Annotated in this window: 20 protein-coding genes; 11 read left to right on the top strand and 9 right to left on the bottom strand. The window is 48.4% G+C overall.

Going from position 1 to position 22,447, the window contains the following annotated elements; genetic code table 11:
- The first annotated feature begins 82 nt into the window (after positions 1–82).
- The gene (locus LPB400_RS09930; RefSeq protein ID WP_049331125.1) at positions 83–1,642 is read left to right on the top strand and encodes a TerC family protein; all 1,560 of its coding nucleotides are present in this window, start codon (positions 83–85) and stop codon (positions 1,640–1,642) included.
- Positions 1,643–1,705: 63 nt separating this feature from the next.
- Here the strand turns inward: LPB400_RS09930 and LPB400_RS09925 are convergent, their stop codons facing one another.
- Entirely contained in the window at positions 1,706–2,809 is a 1,104-nt protein-coding gene (locus LPB400_RS09925) for an anhydro-N-acetylmuramic acid kinase (RefSeq protein WP_070460125.1), read from the bottom strand.
- 153 nt (positions 2,810–2,962) lie between these two features.
- On the opposite strand from LPB400_RS09925, the gene LPB400_RS09920 reads away from it, so the two are divergent.
- Positions 2,963–4,537 (top strand): inorganic phosphate transporter, encoded by a 1,575-nt coding sequence (locus LPB400_RS09920; protein ID WP_070584891.1) that lies wholly within the window; start codon positions 2,963–2,965, stop codon positions 4,535–4,537.
- Positions 4,538–4,612: 75 nt separating this feature from the next.
- Here the strand turns inward: LPB400_RS09920 and LPB400_RS09915 are convergent, their stop codons facing one another.
- The 4 genes from LPB400_RS09915 to secA all read right to left on the bottom strand — a co-directional run bounded on the left by LPB400_RS09915 (position 4,613) and on the right by secA (position 10,495).
- A complete protein-coding gene (locus LPB400_RS09915) occupies positions 4,613–5,578 on the bottom strand; it encodes an IS30 family transposase (protein WP_219088846.1) in 966 nt (321 codons plus the stop codon).
- A gap of 375 nt (positions 5,579–5,953) precedes the next feature.
- A complete protein-coding gene (locus LPB400_RS09910) occupies positions 5,954–6,391 on the bottom strand; it encodes a ProQ/FINO family protein (RefSeq protein ID WP_070460131.1) in 438 nt (145 codons plus the stop codon).
- A 117-nt stretch (positions 6,392–6,508) separates the two neighbouring features.
- The gene (aroC, locus tag LPB400_RS09905) at positions 6,509–7,609 is read right to left on the bottom strand and encodes a chorismate synthase (protein ID WP_070460134.1); all 1,101 of its coding nucleotides are present in this window, start codon (positions 7,607–7,609) and stop codon (positions 6,509–6,511) included.
- 132 nt (positions 7,610–7,741) lie between these two features.
- Entirely contained in the window at positions 7,742–10,495 is a 2,754-nt protein-coding gene (secA, locus tag LPB400_RS09900; protein WP_107810701.1) for a preprotein translocase subunit SecA, read from the bottom strand.
- A gap of 154 nt (positions 10,496–10,649) precedes the next feature.
- On the opposite strand from secA, the gene LPB400_RS09895 reads away from it, so the two are divergent.
- The 7 genes from LPB400_RS09895 to argF all read left to right on the top strand — a co-directional run bounded on the left by LPB400_RS09895 (position 10,650) and on the right by argF (position 16,406).
- Positions 10,650–11,072, top strand: a complete 423-nt coding sequence (locus tag LPB400_RS09895; RefSeq protein ID WP_070460140.1) for a DciA family protein — start codon at positions 10,650–10,652, stop codon at positions 11,070–11,072.
- A 291-nt stretch (positions 11,073–11,363) separates the two neighbouring features.
- Positions 11,364–11,933 (top strand): azurin, encoded by a 570-nt coding sequence (gene azu / locus LPB400_RS09890; RefSeq protein ID WP_070460143.1) that lies wholly within the window; start codon positions 11,364–11,366, stop codon positions 11,931–11,933.
- Between the two features lie 85 nt (positions 11,934–12,018).
- Positions 12,019–12,528 (top strand): hemerythrin domain-containing protein, encoded by a 510-nt coding sequence (locus LPB400_RS09885; RefSeq protein ID WP_070460146.1) that lies wholly within the window; start codon positions 12,019–12,021, stop codon positions 12,526–12,528.
- Positions 12,529–12,562: 34 nt separating this feature from the next.
- The gene (locus LPB400_RS09880; protein WP_070460149.1) at positions 12,563–13,183 is read left to right on the top strand and encodes a glucose-6-phosphate 1-dehydrogenase family protein; all 621 of its coding nucleotides are present in this window, start codon (positions 12,563–12,565) and stop codon (positions 13,181–13,183) included.
- A gap of 112 nt (positions 13,184–13,295) precedes the next feature.
- A complete protein-coding gene (gene dapE, locus LPB400_RS09875) occupies positions 13,296–14,429 on the top strand; it encodes a succinyl-diaminopimelate desuccinylase (RefSeq protein WP_107769192.1) in 1,134 nt (377 codons plus the stop codon).
- Between the two features lie 96 nt (positions 14,430–14,525).
- Positions 14,526–15,281: a methylated-DNA--[protein]-cysteine S-methyltransferase gene (locus LPB400_RS09870; RefSeq protein WP_219088843.1), complete on the top strand. Its 756-nt coding sequence runs from the start codon at positions 14,526–14,528 to the stop codon at positions 15,279–15,281.
- A 129-nt stretch (positions 15,282–15,410) separates the two neighbouring features.
- The gene (gene argF, locus LPB400_RS09865; RefSeq protein WP_107792343.1) at positions 15,411–16,406 is read left to right on the top strand and encodes an ornithine carbamoyltransferase; all 996 of its coding nucleotides are present in this window, start codon (positions 15,411–15,413) and stop codon (positions 16,404–16,406) included.
- A 100-nt stretch (positions 16,407–16,506) separates the two neighbouring features.
- On the opposite strand, the gene LPB400_RS09860 is transcribed toward argF, so the two are convergent.
- The 3 genes from LPB400_RS09860 to hemN form a co-directional block, all read right to left on the bottom strand.
- The gene (locus LPB400_RS09860) at positions 16,507–17,493 is read right to left on the bottom strand and encodes a TraB/GumN family protein (RefSeq protein WP_107769195.1); all 987 of its coding nucleotides are present in this window, start codon (positions 17,491–17,493) and stop codon (positions 16,507–16,509) included.
- 38 nt (positions 17,494–17,531) lie between these two features.
- Positions 17,532–17,777, bottom strand: a complete 246-nt coding sequence (locus tag LPB400_RS09855) for a DUF1289 domain-containing protein (protein WP_107769216.1) — start codon at positions 17,775–17,777, stop codon at positions 17,532–17,534.
- Positions 17,778–17,846: 69 nt separating this feature from the next.
- Positions 17,847–19,268 carry an oxygen-independent coproporphyrinogen III oxidase gene (gene hemN / locus LPB400_RS09850; RefSeq protein WP_107792344.1) on the bottom strand — a complete coding sequence of 474 codons (1,422 nt, stop codon included), beginning with the start codon at positions 19,266–19,268 and terminating at the stop codon, positions 17,847–17,849.
- A 161-nt stretch (positions 19,269–19,429) separates the two neighbouring features.
- Here hemN and fnr point away from each other — a divergent pair, with 161 nt between their 5' ends.
- On the top strand, positions 19,430–20,164 hold the full coding sequence (gene fnr / locus LPB400_RS09845; protein ID WP_039862092.1) for a fumarate/nitrate reduction transcriptional regulator Fnr: 735 nt from the start codon (positions 19,430–19,432) through the stop codon (positions 20,162–20,164).
- 86 nt (positions 20,165–20,250) lie between these two features.
- Here the strand turns inward: fnr and LPB400_RS09840 are convergent, their stop codons facing one another.
- Entirely contained in the window at positions 20,251–21,201 is a 951-nt protein-coding gene (locus LPB400_RS09840; RefSeq protein WP_070503716.1) for a CysB family HTH-type transcriptional regulator, read from the bottom strand.
- A 442-nt stretch (positions 21,202–21,643) separates the two neighbouring features.
- Between LPB400_RS09840 and LPB400_RS09835 the strand changes: the two genes are divergently transcribed.
- Complete coding sequence (locus LPB400_RS09835; protein WP_107769197.1) at positions 21,644–22,405, top strand: OmpA family protein; 762 nt, start codon at positions 21,644–21,646, stop codon at positions 22,403–22,405.
- The last annotated feature ends 42 nt before the right edge of the window (positions 22,406–22,447 follow it).

Here is a 22,447-nt window from a genome sequence, read left to right as displayed (position 1 = left end):
TTTATTTATGCCCGAACTTTGGCAGTCTGTCCGTTTTAAGCGGAACGGCTGCCTTTTTGTATTTTAAAGGAACACAATCATTATGGATTTCAGTTGGTTGGCAGAGCCGCATACTTGGATAGGCTTTGCCACGCTTCTGGTTTTGGAAGTTGTTTTAGGTATTGATAACCTTGTTTTCGTAGCAATTTTGGCAAACAAGGTCAAACCGTCGCAACGGGATAGGGCGCGGATAACGGGCTTGGGTTTGGCTGTCGTTATTCGGATTTTCATGTTGGGCTTCATGGCGCACATCATGACGCTGACTCGACCTTTGTTTGAGTTGGGCGGCTTGGAGATTTCCGGCAAAGACATGATTATGTTTGCCGGCGGTATTTTCCTGCTTTATAAAGCGACTACTGAGCTGCACGAACGCCTTGAGGGCCACAATCAATTTGCGGTTGCTGAAGGACAGAAGAAGCATTCTTCTTTTTGGGGCGTTGTGGCGCAAATCTTGATTTTGGATGCAGTTTTCTCTATCGATTCTGTTATTACGGCAGTGGCGATGGTGGATCATATTGTGGTGGCAATGGGTGCGGTTGTTGTGGCGATGACGGTGATGATTTCTGCCAGCAAACCGTTGACTGCCTTTGTGGACAAGCATCCAACCGTTGTGATGTTGTGTTTGGGTTTCTTGTTGATGATTGGTTTCAGCCTGATTGCAGAAGCCTTCCATTTCCATATTCCGAAAGGCTATTTGTATGCGGCGATTGGCTTCTCGATTTTGATCGAACTGTTTAATCAGGTTTCGCAAAAGAATGCCCGTAAAAATGACTATATCAGCACTTCTTGGCGTAAGCGTACCGCTGAAAATGTGTTGGGCATGATGGGTATCCGCGAAAGCATTTTGGCAAAAGCAGGCGACAACGGCGGCGATGACGAGCATTTTGAAGAAAACGAAAAATCCATGATTCGCAGCGTGCTGACTTTGGCGGAACGCCCGATTATGGGCGTGATGATTCCGCGTCGGGAAATCGAGAAATTGGATATTTCCCAAAGTCGGGAAGAACAAAATGCGCAGTTGAAAAATACGCCGTATAGCCGTTTGTTGGTTGTCGGTAAGGCAGGTGTAGATGAGCCTTTGGGCTATATCAGTAAAAAAGATTTGCTGAACCAGCTGCTTGAATCGGGAGAAATCAATATTCAGACGGCCTTGCGCCAGCCATTGATTTTGCCGGACAGTACGACGGCGTTAAATGCGATTGAATTGTTCCGTCAAAGCAGCGCGGATTATGCGTTGGTGGTGGATGAATTTGGCGCGGTGTTGGGTATGGTGACCATGAAAGATTTGTTGGAAACCATTGCCGGTGAGTTCCCAGAGGAATTCGAGCGTGAGGAAGAAGAAGCTGCTCCAGCCAGCCAGGATGAAACGCTGTCTGTGGATGGTGCATTGGAGTATGTGGAATTGGCTTCCCAGTTAAATCTGCCTGCTCAAGAAGAAGATGCGGACTTCCATACTGTTGCCGGCTTGATTATGGAAGAATTGCAAAGTATTCCTGATGTGGGCGACTTCATCGATTATCATGGCTGGCGTTTTGAAGTGGTTGAGAAGGACGGACAACGGATTGCCCGTGTGAAAATCAATCGTTTGCCGGAAGAAGAATAAGGAAAGGCTAATATAGTAAAGGCCGTCTGAAAATGTTCAGACGGCCTTTTTATTGATTTAACTTTAGTTGCCGTAATGTCCTGAGCCTAAAATTCGGTGTGAATGTGCGCCGGTTGCATGGTGGGGATTGCTCGGGACTTGATTGCACCAACAGGCTGCAAGCCAGGCAAAAGCGGCGGCTTCCACCCATTGCGGGTCAAGATGGAGCTTGGCTGTACTGTGCAATTTGGTGTCGGGAGAAAACAGGGTTTCCAAGTCTTGCATCAAAACAGGATTGCGGATGCCGCCGCCGCAGATATAAAGATGATGAATCACCGGAGCAGCTTGTTTGGCCGCGTCAAAAATGGTTTGTGCGGTATAAAAGACCAATGTACGTATCACATCTTCCGGCTTTTCATTACCTTTCAGATGGCCTTGAAGCCAGCTTAGGGAAAACAACTCTCGGCCTGTACTTTTGGGATAAGGGCGGCTGAAATAAGGATGGTCGAGCAGGGAAGCGAGCAGATCAGGGAGGATTTTGCCTTGTGCAGCTTTTTCCCCGTTTTTGTCGTAAGGCTGCTGCCAAATATGTTGCATCCATGCATCCATCAGCATATTGCCGGGGCCGGTATCGAAGCCGAAAGAAGGGCTGTCGTGTGGGAGGATACTGATATTGGAAATACCGCCAATGTTGAGTACGGCGCGGGTTTCATTCGCATCTTGAAACAGCGCTTCGTGAAAGGCTGGAACGAGGGGTGCACCTTGGCCGTTGCAGGCAAGGTCGCGGCTGCGAAAGTCGCCGACAGTGAAAATGCCGGTCAGTTCAGCTAACAGGGAGAGGTTGACCAGTTGAATGCTGTAACCGTGTTCAGGCGCATGGCGGATGGTTTGTCCGTGGCAGCCGATCGCGGCAATGTCTTTGGCCGACAGGTTTTGTTCTGCCAATAGTTGTTGGACGGTTTGGGCGTATAGGCGGCTGAGTGTTTGCGCCAGGATATTGCTTCTGTGCAATTCATTTTCGCCTATGTCTTGCAGTGCCAACAATTCTTGGCGCAGGCCGTCTGAATAGGGTAGAAAGCTATGAGCAACGGCGCGTTGCCATTGCTTACCCTGCATTTGAATCAGTACGGCATCGGCACCGTCCATGCTGGTTCCGGACATGATGCCGATATAGTATTGGGGTTGCATTTCGGTTACAGAAAGAGAAGGTAAAACGACATTTTAACGCCTTTTGACGTTTTTACGGGAATTTCGGCATTTAATGTAAATAGTTGGTGCAAGAAAGATTACAAAGAGGTTAAAATAACGCGACTCAACATGTTTTCCAAAAGGAAACTTTCCATGGCTCAAACTCAGTCGAGTGCGAACTTGAAGCTGATTAATACGGTTTTTGCCGCTATGCTTGTGAGCATGGTCGGCTATTTTATTTATTGGGGCTTGGGTTATACCCACTACAACCACTCCGGCCTGTTTATCCTTGCTACCTTTTTCGGCGTCTTTATGGCGTTTAATGTGGGTGGTAACGATATTGCCAACTCTTTCGGTACAAGTGTCGGCTCCGGCACATTGACCATTCCTCAAGCTTTGTTGATTGCGGCAGTATTTGAAGTCAGCGGTGCAGTGATTGCTGGCGGCGAGGTAACAGATACCATCCGTAAGGGTATTGTCGATTTGAATGGCATGCATCTGGATCCGATGCAGTTTGTCTTTATTATGATGTCTGCGCTTTTGGCTGCCGCATTGTGGCTGCTTTTTGCATCGCGCAAAGGCTTGCCGGTTTCCACGACACATGCCATTATCGGCGGTATCGTCGGTAGCGCCTTGTGTATGGCGGCATTGAACGGTGTGGATTCCGTTGCGTTGATTCAATGGGACAAGTTGGGCGAAATTGCCTTGTCTTGGATTTTGTCTCCCGTATTGGGCGGTATCGTTTCCTATCTGTTGTTTTCACGAATTAAGAAAAACGTTTTGGACTACAACTCTTGGGCTGATAATACGCTTAAAGGCATCAAGCTGGAGAAGAAAGCCTATAAAGAAGAGCATCGCCTGTTTTTTGAAGCCTTAAGTGAATCTGAAAAAGTCGAATACGCCACCAAAATGGCGCACGATGCCCAAATTTATGATGAGCCGGACTTTGATCCTGAAGAATTGCAGTCTGAGTATTATCGCGGTCTGCACCGCTTTGATAGCCGTAAGGGTGAAGTTGATTCTTACAAAGCCCTGCATTCCTGGGTACCGTTTATTGCTTCTGTCGGCGGCATGATGATTGCGGCCATGTTGATTTTCAAAGGTCTGAAAAATCTGCATTTGGGCATGAGCAATGTAAACAGCTTCCTGACCATTTTCATGATCGGCGCGGCTATTTGGATGGGTACGTTTGTATTTGCCAAAAGTTTGAAACGCAAAGATTTGGATAAATCGACTTTCCAAATGTTCTCATGGATGCAGGTATTTACCGCTTGCGGTTTTGCATTCAGCCATGGTGCGAACGATATTGCCAATGCGATTGGTCCGTTTGCCGCGATTATGGATGTGTTGCGTACCAACAGCATTACTGCTCAAAACGCCGTGCCGCCGATTGCTATGTTGACTTTCGGTATCGCTTTGATCGTCGGCTTGTGGTTTGTCGGTAAAGAAGTGATTAAAACCGTAGGCACCAGCTTGGCAGAAATGCACCCTGCCTCCGGCTTCTCAGCAGAGCTTTCGGCCGCCGCCGTCGTGATGGCCGCATCATTTATGGGCTTGCCTGTTTCCAGTACCCATATCTTGGTAGGTGCAGTTTTGGGTATCGGCTTGGTTAACCGCAATGCCAACTGGAAATTGATGAAACCGATCGGCCTTGCTTGGGTTATTACCTTGCCTGCTGCTGCCGTTTTGTCTGTTGTCAGCTATTTGGTTTTGCAAGCCGTGTTTTAATTGATTGCTTGATTTCAAAAGGCCGTCTGAAAGATAGATTTCAGACGGCCTTGGATTCGGATTTCAAGTGCAACACTAGTGTATTAGTGGTTGGAACAGATTCAAGAATAAAACACTTGGCGTTTCGTAGCCAAGTGTTTTTCTTGGTCGGTGGTTCAACTCATCTTGAACCCTGCGTATCTCCCGATCACTGATGTTGCGGAAATCGGTTTGTTTGGGGAAGTATTGCCGGATGAGTCCGTTGGTGTTCTCATTCAGCCCTTTCTCCCAAGAATGGTAAGGGCGGCAAAAATAAGTCTCCGCTTTCAATGCTTTGGTTATTTTGGTGTGTTGGTAGAACTCTTTGCCGTTATCCATGGTGATGGTGTGCACTCTGACTTTATGAACCTTTAATGCCCTAACGGCTGCCCGGGCAGTGTCTTCGGCTTTTAAGTTCTTCAATTTGCAGATGATGGTGTAGCGGGTAACGCGTTCGACCAAGGTCAATAATGCGCTTTTCTGGCCTTTGCCGACGATGGTGTCGGCCTCCCAATCGCCGATACGGGATTTTTGGTCGACGACGGCGGGTCGGTTTTCTATGCCGACACGGTTGGGTACTTTGCCTCTGGTCCATGTGCTGCCGTAGCGTTTTCGGTAGGGTTTGCTGCATATTCTGAGATGTTGCCACAAAGTGCCGCCGTTGCTTTTGTCTTGGTGAAGGTAGCGGTAAATGGTGCTATGGTGGAGCGTGATTTGGTGGTGTTTGTGCAGGTAGCCGCATATTTGTTCGGGACTAAGTTTGCGGCGGATAAGGGTGTCTATGTGTTGAATCAGCTGCGAATCGAGCTTATAGGGTTGTCGCTTACGCTGCTTGATAGTCTGGCTTTGCCGCTGGGCTTTTTCGGCGCTGTATTGTTGCCCTTGTAAGCAGTGCCGCTTGATTTCTCGGCTGATGGTGCTTTTGTGGCGGTTAAGCTGTTTGGCGATTTCGGTGAGGGTGCAGTGGCGGGATAGGTATTGGATGTGGTATCGTTCGTCTTGGGTCAGTTGTGTGTAGCTCATGGCAATCTTTCTTGCAGGAAAGGCCGTATGCTACCGCATACTGGCCTTTTTCTGTTAGGGAAAGTTGCACTTCAAATCCGAATCCGCTGGCCTTTACTTATTTTTGTAAAGGATAGATTTTAGTTTGTTTTAACGATGCACAAATCATGCTTTTCAATGTTTGAACTGATACAAGAATAATCAAGGTAATAGAGAAATACCTTATTAGGAATATCTTGGAAAAGATTTTGGGGTTTAGTGAGGATAAACAAAGCTATTTTTAATTAGTCTGCTATAAGGTTAAGGTAATAAAAAAGCCCCAATTCATCGACGTTTAAGTGTCGTATTGAATTGGGGTTTTTCTATTTAGTGTAAGCCTTTACGGCCGTCTGAACATTATTCAGCAGCTTCGTTGGTCTCGGCTTGAGTAGGAGCTACTTCTGCTTCTGTAGTAGCCTTAGCGGCTTGACGTTCGGCTTGTGCAGCCAATGCCTGTTGAACGGCTGGGTGCTGTTGGGCAATGGTTTGTTCTTCTGTACTGACTTCGCCTTTGAAGCGGTTGTTCAAGTCAAAACGTTTGCCGCCGCGAGCCAGGGCTTTCAGATAGCGCGGACGGCGGCAGTGGTTGGCCAGTACGCGTGCAATCAGTGCTGGGTCGTATTGGGGCAGGGCGGCAACCAAGTCTTGGTCGATACCGACGGCCAACGGTTTGAATCGTTTGAATACATCATATTTGCCGTAAATGTGGTCGGCAATCATGTCTGTCTGTTTTTTCTTGCTCATAGTTTGGACGGCAGATTTCAGCGCAGCGCCCAAAGCGGTTTCTTGTGCCATTGCGGTTGTATTCCTCTAATATAAATCCGTATTTTCGTCATACGGCAATAAGGTGCTATTGTAGTATAAAGACTGGGATTTGGCTAAATTTTTCTGAGAATATTCAGAAATAAACGGTTATTTTTCCAATTTGGCAATGTCTGGTGTATTAACCTGAACATCGGCATTTTGCGCACGATGGCGTAAGGCGTGGTCAATCAATACCAATGCCAGCATGGCTTCTGCAATCGGAGCAGCGCGTAATCCGACGCAGGGGTCGTGGCGGCCGTGTGTGGCAAGCTCGACAGGGTTGCCCTCTATATCAATGCTCCGGCGCGGTGTGGCGATGGAGCTGGTGGGTTTGATGGCAATATTTACATGAATGTCTTGTCCGGTGCTGATGCCGCCCAAGATGCCGCCTGAGTGGTTGGATAGAAAGCCTTGTGGCGTGAGCTCGTCACCGTGTTCGCTGCCACGTTGCGTTACGCTATTAAAACCTGCACCGATTTCCACGCCTTTGACAGCATTGATGCCCATCATGGCATAGGCAATTTCTGCATCGAGGCGGTCAAAAACCGGTTCGCCCAAGCCAACAGGGACGTTGGCTGCTTCGATATGAAGTTTTGCGCCGACAGAATCCAATGATTTGCGCACGCTGTCCATATAGTTTTCCAAGTCTTCAATTTGGCTTTGGTTTGCTGCAAAAAAAGGATTTTGGGAAATATATTTGTAACCTTCAAACTGGATTTCTTTTTCACCGACTTGGGTAACGTAAGCGGTAATTTCCGTGCCGAATTTTTCTTTCAGCCATTTTTTTGCAACTGCTCCGGCTGCAACGCGGGCAGCGGTTTCGCGGGCGGAACTTCTACCGCCGCCGCGATAGTCGCGTGTACCGTATTTGTGCCAGTAGGTGTAATCGGCGTGTCCGGGACGAAAACTGGTGGCGATATTGCCATAGTCTTTGCTGCGTTGGTCGGTATTGCGGATCAGGAGGGCGATGGGGGTACCGGTGGTTTTGCCTTCGAATACGCCGGAGAGGATTTCGACTTGGTCGGCTTCGCGGCGTTGGGTAACGTGGCGGCTGGTGCCGGGTTTGCGACGGTCAAGGTCAAATTGGATATCCGCTTCGCTCAATTCTAATCCGGGCGGGCAGCCGTCAATGATGCAGCCCAAGCCTGCGCCGTGGCTTTCGCCGAAAGTGGTAACGGTAAAGATTTGTCCGAAGGTATTGCCTGCCATAGGGATACTCTTTTGAAATTGGGTTTGGAAATTTTTTGCTTATTTGGATAATTCTCAGGCCGTCTGAACGGTGAAACGAGAATCTTTGATTTCGTTTTTACACTTATTCAGACGGCCTTTTGAGATGACTGCTTAGTTTAATTTACCGTGGCACTGTTTGTATTTCAGGCCGCTGCCGCAAGGGCAAGGATCGTTGCGGTGAACAATCAGGCCATTTTGTGCAAGCGCTTCAGGGCTGAAGTCTGTGCCGTCAGGATCGAATGCTTCGGTAACCAAATCGGTTTGCGATTGACCTAGCAATTCTTCCATATCAGGCGCATCGGAGTGGACGGTTTGAACATCGCTGACGCTTTGTGCGGCAGTATGGTCGTATTCGCTGTTGCGCTCGATTTGAACGGCGGTCAGCAAAGCGGCAATGTTTTGTTTGATACCGCGCCACAGATTTTCAAACATGGCGAAAGCTTCGCGTTTGTATTCCTGTTTCGGATTTTTCTGAGCATAGCTGCGCAGGTGGATGCCTTGGCGCAGGTAGTCCATAGCGGCGAGGTGTTCGCGCCATTGGTTGTCGATAACTTGCAGCATAACATTGCGTTCGAAGTCAGACATGGCCTGTTTGCCGACCAATTCGACTTTCTCGGCATATTCGTCTTCGATGCGTTTGATGAGGCGCTCTTTAATGTCTTGGTTGTCCAAAGTGCTGTCTTCTTTCAGCCAGCCTTTAATATCGACATGCAGGCGGAAATCGGCGGCAAGTTGGTGCTCCAGTGCCGGAATGTCCCATTGCTCTTCCATGCTGTCAGGCGGGATGTGGTAATCAACCAAGTCGCTGATAACGTCGGCGCGGATTTCGCGGGTCAAATCGCTGACGTCTTTGCTGGTCAGGATTTCGTTACGTTGATGGTAAATCACTTTACGTTGGTCGTTGGCAACGTCATCGTATTCCAAAACCTGTTTACGCATATCGAAGTTGCGGCCTTCGACTTTACGTTGCGCGCCTTCGATTTGACGGGTCAGCAGGCCGTGTTCGATGGCAACGCCGCGTTCAGGTGCCAGACGGTTGAGGATGGCAGCGGCACGGTCGAGTGCAAACAGGCGCAATAATGGGTCTTCAAACGACAGATAGAAACGGCTGGAGCCGGGGTCGCCCTGACGGCCCGCACGACCGCGCAACTGGTTGTCGATACGGCGGCTTTCATGGCGTTCTGTACCGATAATGTGCAAACCGCCTGCGGCCACAACTTGGTCGTGTTCAGCTTGCCAACCGCTTTCAAGGGCTGAAATTTGCGCTTGTTTTTGCTGTTCGCTCAAGGTTTCATCGGCATGGATGGCTTCGATTTGATGTTTGAGGTTGCCGCCCAAAACAATATCGGTACCGCGGCCTGCCATGTTGGTGGCAACGGTAATTGCGCCGACTTTACCGGCTTGAGCTACAATCAATGCCTCGCGCTCGTGTTCTTTGGCGTTCAGAACGTTATGCGGCAGACCGGCTTTGTGTAACAAGTCAGAAACCAGTTCGGAGTTTTCGATGCTGGTGGTGCCGACCAAAACCGGTTGACCGTTTTTGTGGCATTCGGCAATGTCTTTGACAACGGCTTCAAATTTTTCTTCAGCTGAGCGGAAGATTTGGTCGTTGAAGTCTTTACGTTGTACAGGACGGTTGGTCGGGATGATGACGGTTTCGAGGTTGTAAATGCTTTGGAACTCGAAGGCTTCGGTGTCGGCCGTACCGGTCATACCGGATAGTTTGCTGTACAGGCGGAAGTAGTTTTGGAAGGTAATAGATGCAAGCGTTTGGTTTTCGCGTTTGATTTCTACGCCTTCTTTGGCTTCAACAGCTTGGTGCAAGCCTTCGGACCAACGGCGGCCGGCCATCAGACGGCCTGTGAATTCGTCCACAATCACGATTTCACCGTCTTGAATGACGTAGTGTTGGTCTTTGTGGAACAGGGTGTGCGCACGTAATGCCGCCATGAGGTGGTGCATCAGGGAAATATTGGCGGCAGAGTAGAGCGAGTCGTTTTCCTGTAATAAGCCCATTTGTGTCAGGATTTGCTCGGCGTGTTCGTGACCGGCTTCGCTCAGGATGACTTGGTGTGCTTTTTCATCTACCCAGTAATCGCCTTCGCCTTCTTCGGTTTCTTGGCGGATAAGGTGGGCAGGAACAGCGTTCATTACACGGTAGAGCTGGATGTTGTCATCCGCCTGGCCGGAAATAATCAGCGGCGTACGCGCTTCGTCAATCAGAATGGAGTCCACTTCGTCGACAACGGCAAAGTTCAATTCACGTTGAACTTTGTCGTATTGGTCGGTCACCATATTGTCGCGCAGGTAGTCGAAACCGAACTCGTTGTTTGTACCGTAAGTAATGTCGGCACCATAAGCAGTTTGGCGTTCAAAAGGTTGCAAATCGGCGACGATCACGCCGACGCTCAAGCCTAAGAAGTTGTACAACGGCTCCATAATGCTCGCGTCACGGGAGGCGAGGTAGTCGTTTACGGTAACGACGTGTACGCCTTTTCCTGACAATGCATTCAGATAAACGGCAAGGGTGGCCACCAGAGTTTTACCTTCACCGGTACGCATTTCGGCGATTTTGCCGTTGTGCAGGACCATACCGCCGATCAGCTGTACATCAAAGTGGCGCATGCCCAATACACGGCTCGATGCTTCGCGGCAGACGGCAAAGGCTTCGACCAAGATGTCGTCCAGGCTTTGTCCATCGGCGAGACGTTGTTTGAATTCGGCTGTTTTAGCTTGCAGTTCTGCATCGCTCAAGGCCTGCATTTGTTTCTCAAGCGCGTTGATTTTGGCAACGGATTTACGATATTGTTTCAGCAGGCGGTCGTTGCGGCTGCCGAAGATTTTCTTAGCAATGTTTGTCAGCATGAATAATTCCTGCGCCTTGATATAATAGTGGGCGAAATTGGGATTTTAACACAAGCGCTTGTATAACGCGGTAATGCTGTTTGAAATAAAGGCGGTTTTGCTGTATTTCAATTGTAATTGTTTGGTTAATTTACTGAGAGGCCGTCTGAAATATATGGATTTAGCACAATTAGGCAAGCGCGATCATTTATTGGCGGGCTTGTTGCAACAATCGCAACAATGGCGGAAATTGGATGCAAAAATCAAAACGGTTTTGCCGGCCAACCTGCATCTGCATTTTCAGACGGCCTGCGTAGAAGACGGAAGATTGGTTTTGCTTGCCGCCAATAATATGGCTGCTTCGCGTTTGAAAATGATCCTGCCTGCCATGTTGCCCAAGTTGCAAGCATTGCATGCAGGGGTAAGGGAAGTGGTGGTCAGGGTAGTCCCCAAGCCTCCGACTCAGCCGAAAACCAATAGTTTGCGATTGAGCGAGGCAGCTTTAGACAGTTTTGACGAGGCGGCAGCCAAATTGGAAGGCAAACATCCCGAATTGGCGGCGGCATTGGCAGAATTGGTACGCAAGCACAGCCGTTAAAATTATGTCAGATGAGATTATTGTTAATAAATGTTAAAACTTATTTCATTCGGATGATAGCATCTAATACTAAAGAAATACGACCTAGAAAGTATCTGTTTTCTTTTAGGTAAACTGATGTAAACTTGGCTTGAAACTTTGATTTCGTGTGAAGTTTGTAGCAAAATAACGCCTGAATTTCACATCACGCTATGCGGATAAATTTTAGTTTGGCGTTTGCCTTTTATTAATATATTCGTGTGGTGCTATTAATAGAACTTAACAAAACTCTCATCATTAGGAGATACATCAATGAAAGCTTATCTGGCTCTGATTTCCGCTGCCGTTATCGGCTTGGCTGCATGCTCTCAAGAAGCTGCAAAACCTGCTGAAGCCCCTGCTGCTTCCGAAGCTGCCCCTGCAGAAACTACTGCACCTGCTGATGCAGCTCCTGCTTCTGAAGCCGCTCCAGCCGACGCTGCCGCTGCTCCTGCTGCCGGCAACTGCGCGACTACTGTTGAAGCCAACGACGCTATGCAGTTCAACACTAAAGAAATCCAAGTAAGCAAAGCTTGTAAAGAATTCACCATCACCCTGAAACACACCGGTACCCAACCTAAAGCCAGCATGGGTCACAACATTGTTATCGGTAAAACTGAAGACATGGACGGTATTTTCAAAGATGGCGTTGGCGCAGCTGACACTGACTACGTTAAACCTGATGATGCACGCGTTGTTGCCCACACCAAACTGATCGGTGGCGGCGAAGAATCTTCTTTGACTCTGGATCCTGCCAAACTGGCTGACGGCGAATACAAATTCGCTTGTACCTTCCCAGGTCACGGTGCTTTGATGAACGGTAAAGTTACTTTGGTTGACTAATCCGCCTCAAGTTCGAAAACAGACAGCCTGCCTTGCGCAGGCTGTTTTGTTATAATCTGGAAACATTAATTTAAGAATAAATCCTATGAATCCGTTTGAAACCAAAAGCGTTACTTTTGCCGAACCCATTGAAATGCTGTACGCCTGCCACGGCAAAGTGCGCCGTTTCTGCAATCAGGTTGCCATGTTGTCGGACTATATTGCCGAAAACGGCTGCAATCAAGTCGTTTTGCAAACCATCCGCCAAATTGCCCAGTATTTCAATATTGCCGCACCGTTGCACCATGAAGATGAAGAAGAAAACTTCTTTCCGCTTTTGTTGCAATACGCGCCGCAAGCACAAGAAAGCGTTGACGAGCTGTTGCGCCAACATGTCAGCCTGCATAGCAACTGGGACGGCGTAGCGGCTGAATTTGCCAAGCTTGAAGCAGACAACGCCTATATCCCTGATGCCGAAGCATTCACGCGTTTTGTCGCAGGATATGATATCCATCTGGCGATTGAAGAGCCGCTGTTTGATATGGGCAAAACCTTTATCCCCAAAGAAAAATTGACCGAAATCGGCGAAATTATGGCCGCACGCCGCCGCAAATAAGGCCGTCTGAAACAATCGTCTCAAGGAATACACTATGCTGACCCCAAAAAGTTGCAATTTGTTCAATATCCCTTTTTTCCAGTTTTCCCAGCTTAAAAAATACCAGCCTGAAAGCATTCCGCAAATCAAGGCAGACTATAAAGAAAACTGGCAGGTATGGCAGCAGCTGATCCAGCAGGTTGCCGCTGAATTGGGTGCGCCGTTCGCGCCGCCGCATATCGAACGCTGGTGTAACGGCTGGCAGGTCCGCGCTCATTTCTTTGCCTATTTCAAATACGAACAATATAAAAATTCCGCAGCGATTTTATCGATTTTGCTCAACCGTCGCCGCCTGAGCGTCAGCTTGGATTGGCATTGCTATAAAGCCGATGTTTCCCCAATTGCGCTGCCTGATTACAACCGCTGGCTGGATAATTTTGATACTGAAAAATACGCTTCATTCGATATGTGGCACGGTGCGGAAAGCGAATATGATGATTATCGTACCGTCTCCCAACAAAGCGACGGCGATAGAAAGCTTCGAGACGACAAAGATTTCTTCTGCATCGGGAAACACATCGAACGCGATGATTTAGGCAAGCAGGATGTCGCGAAATGGATAGTGGAAACAGTGGAAGACTTACTGCCGCTGTATGAAGCTTGTCATGGAAAATAACTCAGAATACCGAAAGGCAGACTGCCCATTCAGTATCTTCAAATAAACTCAAGGCCGTCTGAAAATTATATTCAGAACGTTTCAGACGGCCTGTTTCTCAAAGTGAACAAATATGACCGAAACGCAATCCCTAGAGCTTGCCAAAGCGCTGATTTCCCGCCCGTCCGTTACACCGGATGACCAAAACTGCCAACAACTGCTGGCCGAACGCCTGCAAAAAATCGGTTTTGCCGTAGAAGAGCTTCATTTTGGCGACACCAAAAATGTTTGGTTGCGCCGCGGTACACAGGCTCCGGTGTTCTGCTTTGCCGGACATACCGACGTCGTGCCGACAGGCCCTGTTGAAAAATGGGATTCGCCACCGTTTGAACCGACCGAGCGTGAAGGCCGTCTGTATGGCCGCGGCGCGGCGGATATGAAAACCAGCATTGCCTGTTTTGTTACCGCCTGCGAGCGATTCGTTGCCGAAAATCCCAATCATCAAGGCAGCATCGCGCTCCTGATTACTTCGGACGAAGAGGGTGATGCGCTGGACGGTACGACCAAAGTCGTCGATGTGTTGAAAGCGCGCGGCGAGTTGATTGATTACTGTATCGTCGGCGAACCGACTGCTGTGGATAAATTAGGCGATATGTTGAAAAACGGCCGCCGCGGCTCGTTGTCGGGCAATCTGACCGTCAAAGGCAAGCAAGGCCATATTGCCTATCCGCATTTGGCAATCAATCCCGTGCATACTTTTGCCCCAGCCTTGCTGGAGCTGACACAAGAAGTCTGGGACGAGGGCAATGAATACTTTCCACCGACCAGTTTCCAAATTTCCAATATCAACGGCGGCACAGGCGCGACCAACGTCATTCCGGGCGAGCTGAACGTCAAATTCAATTTCCGCTTTTCTACCGAGTCCACCGAAGAAGGGCTGAAACAACGCGTCCACGCCATTTTGGACAAACACTGCGTGCAATATGATTTGCAGTGGTCTTGTTCCGGCCAACCGTTTTTAACTCAGGCCGGAAAACTGACCGATGTGGCGCGCGAAGCCATTGCCGAGATTTGTGGCGTTGAGGCCGAATTGTCCACTACCGGCGGTACTTCGGATGGACGCTTCATCAAAGCCATTGCCAAAGAACTCATCGAATTAGGCCCGTCTAACGCGACCATCCACCAAATCAATGAAAACGTACGTTTGGAAGATATTCCGAAGCTGTCGGCAGTATATGAAGGTATGTTGAAACGTTTGTTTAAGTGAAAAAGGCCGTATAGGCTTTGAAAAACGATAGGGCGATATGATTCTTTTGCTCTTTTTGTTTTCGTTTAAGTTATCGATAATTAGACAAGGCAAAATATGATTACTCTGCCTTCTTTAAACGACCTTCCATCAAAGTGGAATGATATCCGAGAGCAATTGGAAACTGACTTTCCCGCTACTCTCGAAGCCTTGCTGCACGAGCGGTTTATAGAACACGAAGCCAAGCAGTTCGAGCAGGATTTTATTGACTGTATCGGTTGTACGCCTGAAGAATATGTCCGTATCCGCCGAGCTATCCTACTGTTGGAAACGCGTTATCCTGATAGTCCGCACGAACTGACTGCGGCTGCGGTTGCCACGCCGTTGGGCGAGATGTTGGCGGTGTTCGGCAGTAAGGGTTTGTGTCTGCTGGAATTTGTCGGGCAGAAACATATGGAGCAGGAAATCATGGTTGTCCAAAAAGCTTTGCGTGGGCAGTTTATTTTCCAAGAAAATGAGCAAACGCAACTTTTATGCCAAGAATTGGATTTATACTTTCAAGGCCGTCTGAAAGTTTTTGCGACGCCTTTGGAAACGATAGGCACGGCCTTTCAGCAGCAGGTGTGGAATGCGCTGCTGACCATTCCTTACGGCGAAACGCGCAGCTACAAGGAGCAGGCGCAACAGTTGGGTAATCCTAAAGCCGTCCGCGCCGTTGCCGCTGCAAACGGGCAGAACAAGGTGTCTATCCTGATTCCCTGTCACCGCGTTATCGGCAGTGATGGCAAACTGACCGGCTACGCAGGCGGTTTGAACCGCAAACAATCGTTGCTTGCCTTGGAGAGAGGCGAGGTTCAGACGGCCTTGTTTTGAGAGGATCTGCATTAGGGGCAGGCTTCGCGCGCTGAAAAATTGAGTAGCAGAAGGTCGGGGAAGCCCGGAAAAATCTGCATGGAGAAAAATGTTGGGCAACGCCCACGCTAGAAAAAAGAGAAATAAGACATGAGCCTGAAAAACCGCCATTTTTTAAAACTTTTGGATTTTACGCCGGAAGAAATTACCACCTATCTCGACCTTGCCGCCGAATTGAAGGCTGCTAAAAAAGCAGGGCGCGAAGTGCAGCGGATGAAGGGGAAAAACATTGCCCTGATTTTCGAGAAAACATCGACTCGCACCCGTTGCGCGTTTGAAGTGGCTGCACGCGACCAAGGGGCCGGGGTAACTTATCTAGAGCCTTCTGCCAGCCAAATCGGGCATAAGGAAAGCATTAAGGATACGGCGCGTGTTTTAGGGCGGATGTTTGACGGTATCGAATATCGCGGTTTTGGACAGGATGTGGTGGAAGAGCTGGCCAAGTATGCAGGCGTGCCTGTGTTCAATGGTTTGACCAACGAGTTCCACCCGACTCAAATGCTCGCTGATGCGCTGACGATGCGCGAGCATAGCAATAAGCCTTTGAACCAAATTGCGTTTGCCTATGTCGGCGATGCGCGTTACAACATGGCTAATTCGTTGCTGGTGTTGGCTGCAAAACTGGGCATGGACGTGCGTATCGGTGCGCCGAAAAGTTTGTGGCCGTCTGAAAACATTACCGAGACGGTGCAGGCTGTTGCTAAAGAGATCGGTGGACGGATTCTGTTGACGGAGAATGTGAAAGAAGCCGTGAAAGGCGTGGATTTTATCCATACCGATGTGTGGGTCAGCATGGGCGAGCCTAAAGAGGCTTGGCAGGAACGTATCGATTTGCTGAAAGATTACCGCGTTACGCCCGAATTAATGGCCGCGGCTGAAAATCCGCAAGTCAAGTTTATGCATTGCCTGCCTGCTTTCCATAATCGCGAAACCAAAGTCGGCGAATGGATTTATGAGACATTCGGCCTGAATGGCGTGGAAGTAACGGAAGAAGTCTTTGAAAGCGAAGCCAGCATCGTGTTTGATCAGGCAGAAAACCGGATGCACACGATTAAAGCGGTGATGGTAGCGGCATTGGGCGATTGAGTTTGGCGCTCAACGCTGCTTACTGCTTCATTTAATAGAGATTAAATAAAGGCCGTCTGAAAGAAAGACTTTCAGACGGTCTTGTTGTTGGATTGGGGGTTTATTGCCAAATCAGGACTTTGGGTTCGGGGGTTACTTGATAGCCTTCTTGACGCAATAGTTCGATTAGGCCTTTTTCGCTGGGTAAATGGGCAATGCCGACAGCAAAGAGGGTGCTTTGTTTGGCCGATTGCTTGCGGATTTCAGGCAACCATGCCAAGTTGCGGCGGATCAGGAGGTCGTTTTTCAGCCAATCGGACATGGCTTTGGCGTACTTGGTATCAACAAGTTTGAGGGTGCGCTGTTCGGTTTCTTCCAAAAGTGGGATGAGTTCTTCAAAGCGGCCGTCTGAATAGGCTTGATGGAGTTTTTTGATATCTTCGGTTTCTTCTTTATTGGTTTTAATGCTGGCTTTCAGAAAGTTGAGCATGGTCTCTTCAGGCTGGGCTTTGAAGATCGCGGTAACATCGTCCAAACTTTCCAATGAACCACGCGGCTTATTGATGTCGGCGGCCGCATTGGTCAGCAACATATCTGCACCGGTTTCTGCGCTATATCCTTGGGGAAATGCGCTGCCGGCAAAAACCAATGCTGCCCACGGATGGAGTTTGTCGGCAATTTGGGCAATGGGTCGGCTTTCTTCATTTTTTGAATAGATTTCTTGTAAAAGACGGAAATCTGTTTTGCCAAGCTTGCGACTGAGCGGTTCGGTACTCATGACCTCTTTGAAGTATTTTTGATACATTTTTTTTGTTTCCGGACTGCTGTCCGGCAATGCGTCAACTTCTGTGGTCAGTTGGTTGGTGGATTGCAACAGTTTGAGGGCATCGGAAGACAAGGTCTGATTGGTTTTCCCCATGTGGATGGTGCCGAGCAGATAGGAATCGGGTTGGCCTTCTTTGCTGATTTTCCAAACATTGCTGGTGAGTTTAGGCTGCTGCCAATTGAGTTCGGCAGGTTTGCTTTCGGGTAAAGTTGCAGCGGGTTTGCAGGTACCTAAGGCGAGGGCGGTAAATGGTATCAGCAGACAGGCAAGCAGTTTTTTCATGTTTTTCCTTATTGTGGTGTGCGGTAGGCAAGGGCAATTTAGAAATCGAGCAGGTTTTGAACCGGATGTTCGCCCGTTTCGGTTTTTTCCTGTTTGCGGTTGCGGATTTTGGCCTTCCTGAGGGATAGAAGGTGCATGACTTGATGTTTTTGGCTGTCGGTCATCTGGAGCCAGTACAAGCGCTCTTCCCGGCTGCGCAGGCAGCCTTTGCAATAACCTTTGGCATTGGCTTCGCAAACGCCGATGCAGGGGCTGGGAATGGGGAAGAAATCGGGTTGATCCATTTTGTGTTGCTTTTGATGTGAAAAAAGGCCGTCTGAAATATAGCACATATGTTCAGACGGCCTAAGTGTTTATACGGTTTGCGAGTATTTGGCTTTGGTTTCTTTATGGCGTAAATGGTAGTCGAACACCATGGCGATGTTGCGGATCAGGAAACGGCCCTTCGGCGTAACGGTCAGGCCGTGCGGTTTGAGGTGGACCAGGCCGAGGGTTTCCAGTTGCTTCATATCTTCCAGTTCGGCTGCAAAATAACGGCTAAACGGAATGCCGAACACGCTTTCGTAAATCCGATAGTCGAGCGAGAAGCGGCACATCAAATCCTGAATGATGTTGCGGCGCAAAATGTCGTCTTGATTGAGCTGGTAGCCGCGCATAATCGGCAGATGTCCGGCATCGAGTGCGGCGTAATAGGTATCGATGTCGCGCTCGTTTTGGGAGTAGGTGCTGCCGATTTTGCCAATAGAGGATACGCCGATCGCCACCAAGTCACAGTCGGCATAGGTGGAATAACCTTGGAAATTTCGTTGCAGGAAACCTTCTTTGAGGGCGATGGAGAGCTCGTCGTCAGGTTTGGCAAAGTGGTCCATGCCGATGAAAACGTAGCCTCGCTCAGTCAGGGTTTGGACGCAATATTGCAGCATATCGAGTTTTTCTTCGCTGTCGGGAACGACATTGGTGTCGATACGGCGTTGCGGTTTGAAGATATGCGGCAAGTGAGCGTAGTGGTAGAGGGCGAGGCGGTCGGGACTGAGGGACAAGACCGTGTCGATGGTGGTTTTGATGCTTTCGGTGTTTTGGTGCGGCAGGCCGTAAATCAAATCAACGCTGACGGATTTGAACCCTGCTTCGCGGGCGGCATCGATGACTTCTTTGGTTTCTTCGTAACTTTGGATACGATTGACGGCTGCCTGCACTTTAGGGTCGAAGTCTTGAATGCCGACACTCATGCGGTTGAAACCGAGTTTGCCCAATTTGAGGACGGTTTCACGGCTGACTTTACGCGGGTCGATTTCGATGGAGTATTCGCCGTTGGGAATCAGCTGGAAGTATTTGCGGATCATGTCGAAGACGCGTTCGAGTTGGTCGTCGCTCAGGAAGGTCGGCGTGCCGCCACCGAAGTGCAGCTGCGCGAGCTGGTGTCTTCCACCCAAATGCGGTGCCAGCAATTCCATTTCTTTTTCCAGATACTGGATATAGGCATCGGCACGGCTTTTGTCTTTGGTAATGATTTTGTTGCAGCCGCAGTAGTAGCAGATGGTATTGCAGAAGGGAATGTGGATGTAGAGTGAAAGGGGTTTGTTGAGCGCGCCCATGTTGCGCAGGCTTAAAGCTTGGATATATTCGGCTTCTTTAAAGCCTTCATGGAAGCGGTCGGCAGTCGGATAGGATGTATAACGGGGACCGCTTGATGGCAAACTGGCAATTAATTCACGATCGAATTCCGGTAATTCGTTGTTTGTGTTGGTGTTATTTGAGATGGGGATGATTTTCATGGTTGGGCTTGTAGTATAAAGTAGGGAAATTAGGGAAAATTTTAGTCAAAATTTCGATAGTTTGGTAGAATGCCTGATAATGATATGCCGACTTTGACTTGGGTCAATAGTTATTCGGCTTCATCAGGGATTTATAGAACTATGCAGATTAAGGGTGCGTTATGGCCACACACAATGCAACACATCAAATGAAAACCTTGTGTTCCACATGTTCTTTACGCGAGCTGTGTTTGCCTGTCGGACTGATGCCTAACGAATTTTCACAATTGGACGCGGTTATTCGTCAAAGCCGCCGTCTGAAAAAAGGTGAATACCTGTTCCGTGCCGGCGAGCCGTTTACCTCTTTGTTTGCCATCCGTGCGGGCTTCTTTAAGACAACAGTCGCCAGCCAAGATGGACGAGATCAGGTAACCGGCTTTTTTATGTCGGGCGAGCTGATCGGTATGGATGGGATTTGTTCCCATATTCACAGCTGTGATGCTGTGGCTTTGGAAGACAGCGAGGTATGTGAGCTTCCGTTTACACATATTGAAGAACTCGGTCAGGATATTCCCAGCCTCCGCTCCCACTTTTTCCGCTTGATGAGCCGCGAAATTGTCCGAGATCAGGGCGTTATGCTGCTTTTGGGCAATATGCGCGCTGAAGAGCGATTGGCAGCATTCTTACTTAACCTGTCTCAGCGTCTCTATTCACGAGGATTCGCCGCCAATGATTTTATCTTGCGGATGTCGCGTGAGGAAATCGGCAGCTATTTGGGGCTGAAACTGGAAACAGTCAGCCGCACCTTGTCTAAATTCCATCATGAAGGCTTGATTTCGGTTGAACACAAGCACATCAAAATCTTAGATGCGACAACCTTGAAGAAAATGGTTTCCGGTTGTTCGCACGCTATCTGAATCTTAGGCCGTCTGAAATATTTCAGACGGCCTTTTTAACAAGAATTAAAGAATAATTGTTAAGTTACGAAAGTGATAGTCAGATATTAAATTGAAAAATCTTCAACAACCGGCGTGTACAGAATGCGGTCGACCACTTCTCTGGTCAGTTTCGGTGCAAACATCTGGATAAAGTCATACGCGTAACCACGCAGGTAGGTATCAGTGCGTAAGGCTATCCAAGTGGGCGACGGTTCAAATAAGTGTGCCGCATCAATCAGCTGTAAATCTTGATCGACAACGGGATCGTACGCCATTTTAGCCATCAAACCAACGCCCAAGCCTAAGCGGACATACGTCTTCAATACATCCGTATCGGCAGCCGATAAGGCAACATCAGGTTGCTCAATATGCGCTTTATTAAATGTACGCGCGATACTGCTGCCGGAATTAAAAGCAAATTCGTAAGTGACCAGCGGAAAAGAAGCTAAATCTTCAAGGCTTAAAGGATTGCGGCAGTCCAAAAGAGGGTGGTCGTGCGGAACAATGACGGCATGGTTCCATTCATAGCAGGGCAGTTTGCCCAACTCAGGATGATCGTCAATGCGTTCAGTAATAATTGCCAAATCAGCTTCGCCGCTGCTGACCATTTGCGCAATGGCAGAAGGGCTACCTTGTTTGATGGTCAAATTGACTTTAGGGTAGTTTTTGACAAATTCCGCAACGATTTTGGGCAAAGCATAGCGCGCCTGGGTATGCGTTGTCGCGATGGTCAGGGAGCCGCTGTCATGATCGGTAAACTCGCTGCCGATATTTTTAATGTTTTGTACATCACGCAAAATCCGTTCCGAAATCTCTAATACGGCTTTGCCCGGTTGCGAAACGGAAACCACACGTTTGCCGCTGCGGATAAAAATTTGGATACCCAATTCTTCTTCAAGCAGGCGGATTTGTTTGGAAATGCCGGGCTGGGATGTGAAAAGCGCATCAGCGGCTTCGGAGACATTCAGATTGTGTCGGTAAACCTCAAGGGCATAACGTAATTGTTGCAGTTTCATGGTAGCAGTACCGGATACGTTGTTAATGTGGATTTTGTGCGACAAACGGCATGTAATTTAACATATTTTGCCCAGTTTTGCCCCGAGTTTTGAAAATGGTTGTTTTTAATGAAAATATCTTTTAATGATATGAAAACAGGAAATCTGTGAATGAAAGGGGGATGAAGTTTTGTTGTTTTTGTACAACTTTGGGCGGGTGAATTGGCTGATTTTGCCCTAAATTAATGACACAAGATTGATTTTTCGGCATGATTAACTACTAGGAAGCAGGCACTTCATAATTGTTTGAAGGCATCGAGTATTGACAGTTTGCCTTGCGCTTCTTTATAGTGCAACCTGATATATCCGATTTGCCGCTGTTTTGATACTGCGGCCTGTATATTGGTACTTTGCAGCGGTTGCTTTCCTAGTCCGCCGCATAACAATTTGATGAGGGAATAAAATGACCAAACAGCTGAAATTAAGCGCATTGTTCGTTGCCTTGGTTGCCTCTGGCACCGCAATGGCCAGCGAAGCGCATACCAAACACGGTTACACCGTAAGCAGCCAATCTCAAGAAATCGTCCGTAACAACTACGGCGAATGCTGGAAAAACAGCTACTTCGACAAAGCTACCCAAGGCCGTGTTGAATGTGGTGATCGTGAAGCAGTTGCTCCTGTACAACAAGCTCCTGAGTATGTTGATGAAACTGTTTCTCTGTCTACTAAAACTCTGTTCGGCTTCGACAAAGACAACCTGCGTCCTGAAGCTCAAGAAAACCTGGACGCTTTGGCTCAACGCCTGAGCAACAAAAACGTAGAAACTGTACGTGTTGAAGGTCACACTGACTTCATGGGTTCTGAAGAATACAACCAAGCTCTGTCTGAGCGTCGTGCTAACGTAGTTGCTAACTACTTGGTAGGTCATGGCGTTGCTTCTAGCAAAATCTCTGCAGTAGGTCTGGGCGAATCTCAAGCTCGCATGACTGCTACTTGTGAAGCTGAAGTTGCTAAACTGGGCAAAAAAGTTTCTAAAGCTAAGAAACGTGCTGCTCTTATCGCTTGTATCGAACCTGACCGTCGCGTTGATGTTAAAATCCGCAGCGTTGTTACTCGTCAAGTTGCTCCAGGCCAAACTATCGAAGGTCAAGGCGAATTGCCTGCTACTGATGAAGGTTGGATCCCAGCTCCTTACAATGGCGTTCACGGTTACGCTAAACCTTAATTGGTTTGTGAAAAATGCCCTGCGATATGCGGGGCATTTTTT

It is taken from the genome of Neisseria perflava, from assembly GCF_019334725.1.
Lineage (GTDB): Bacteria > Pseudomonadota > Gammaproteobacteria > Burkholderiales > Neisseriaceae > Neisseria > Neisseria subflava_A.
This window is presented reverse-complemented; position numbering and strand designations above follow the sequence as displayed.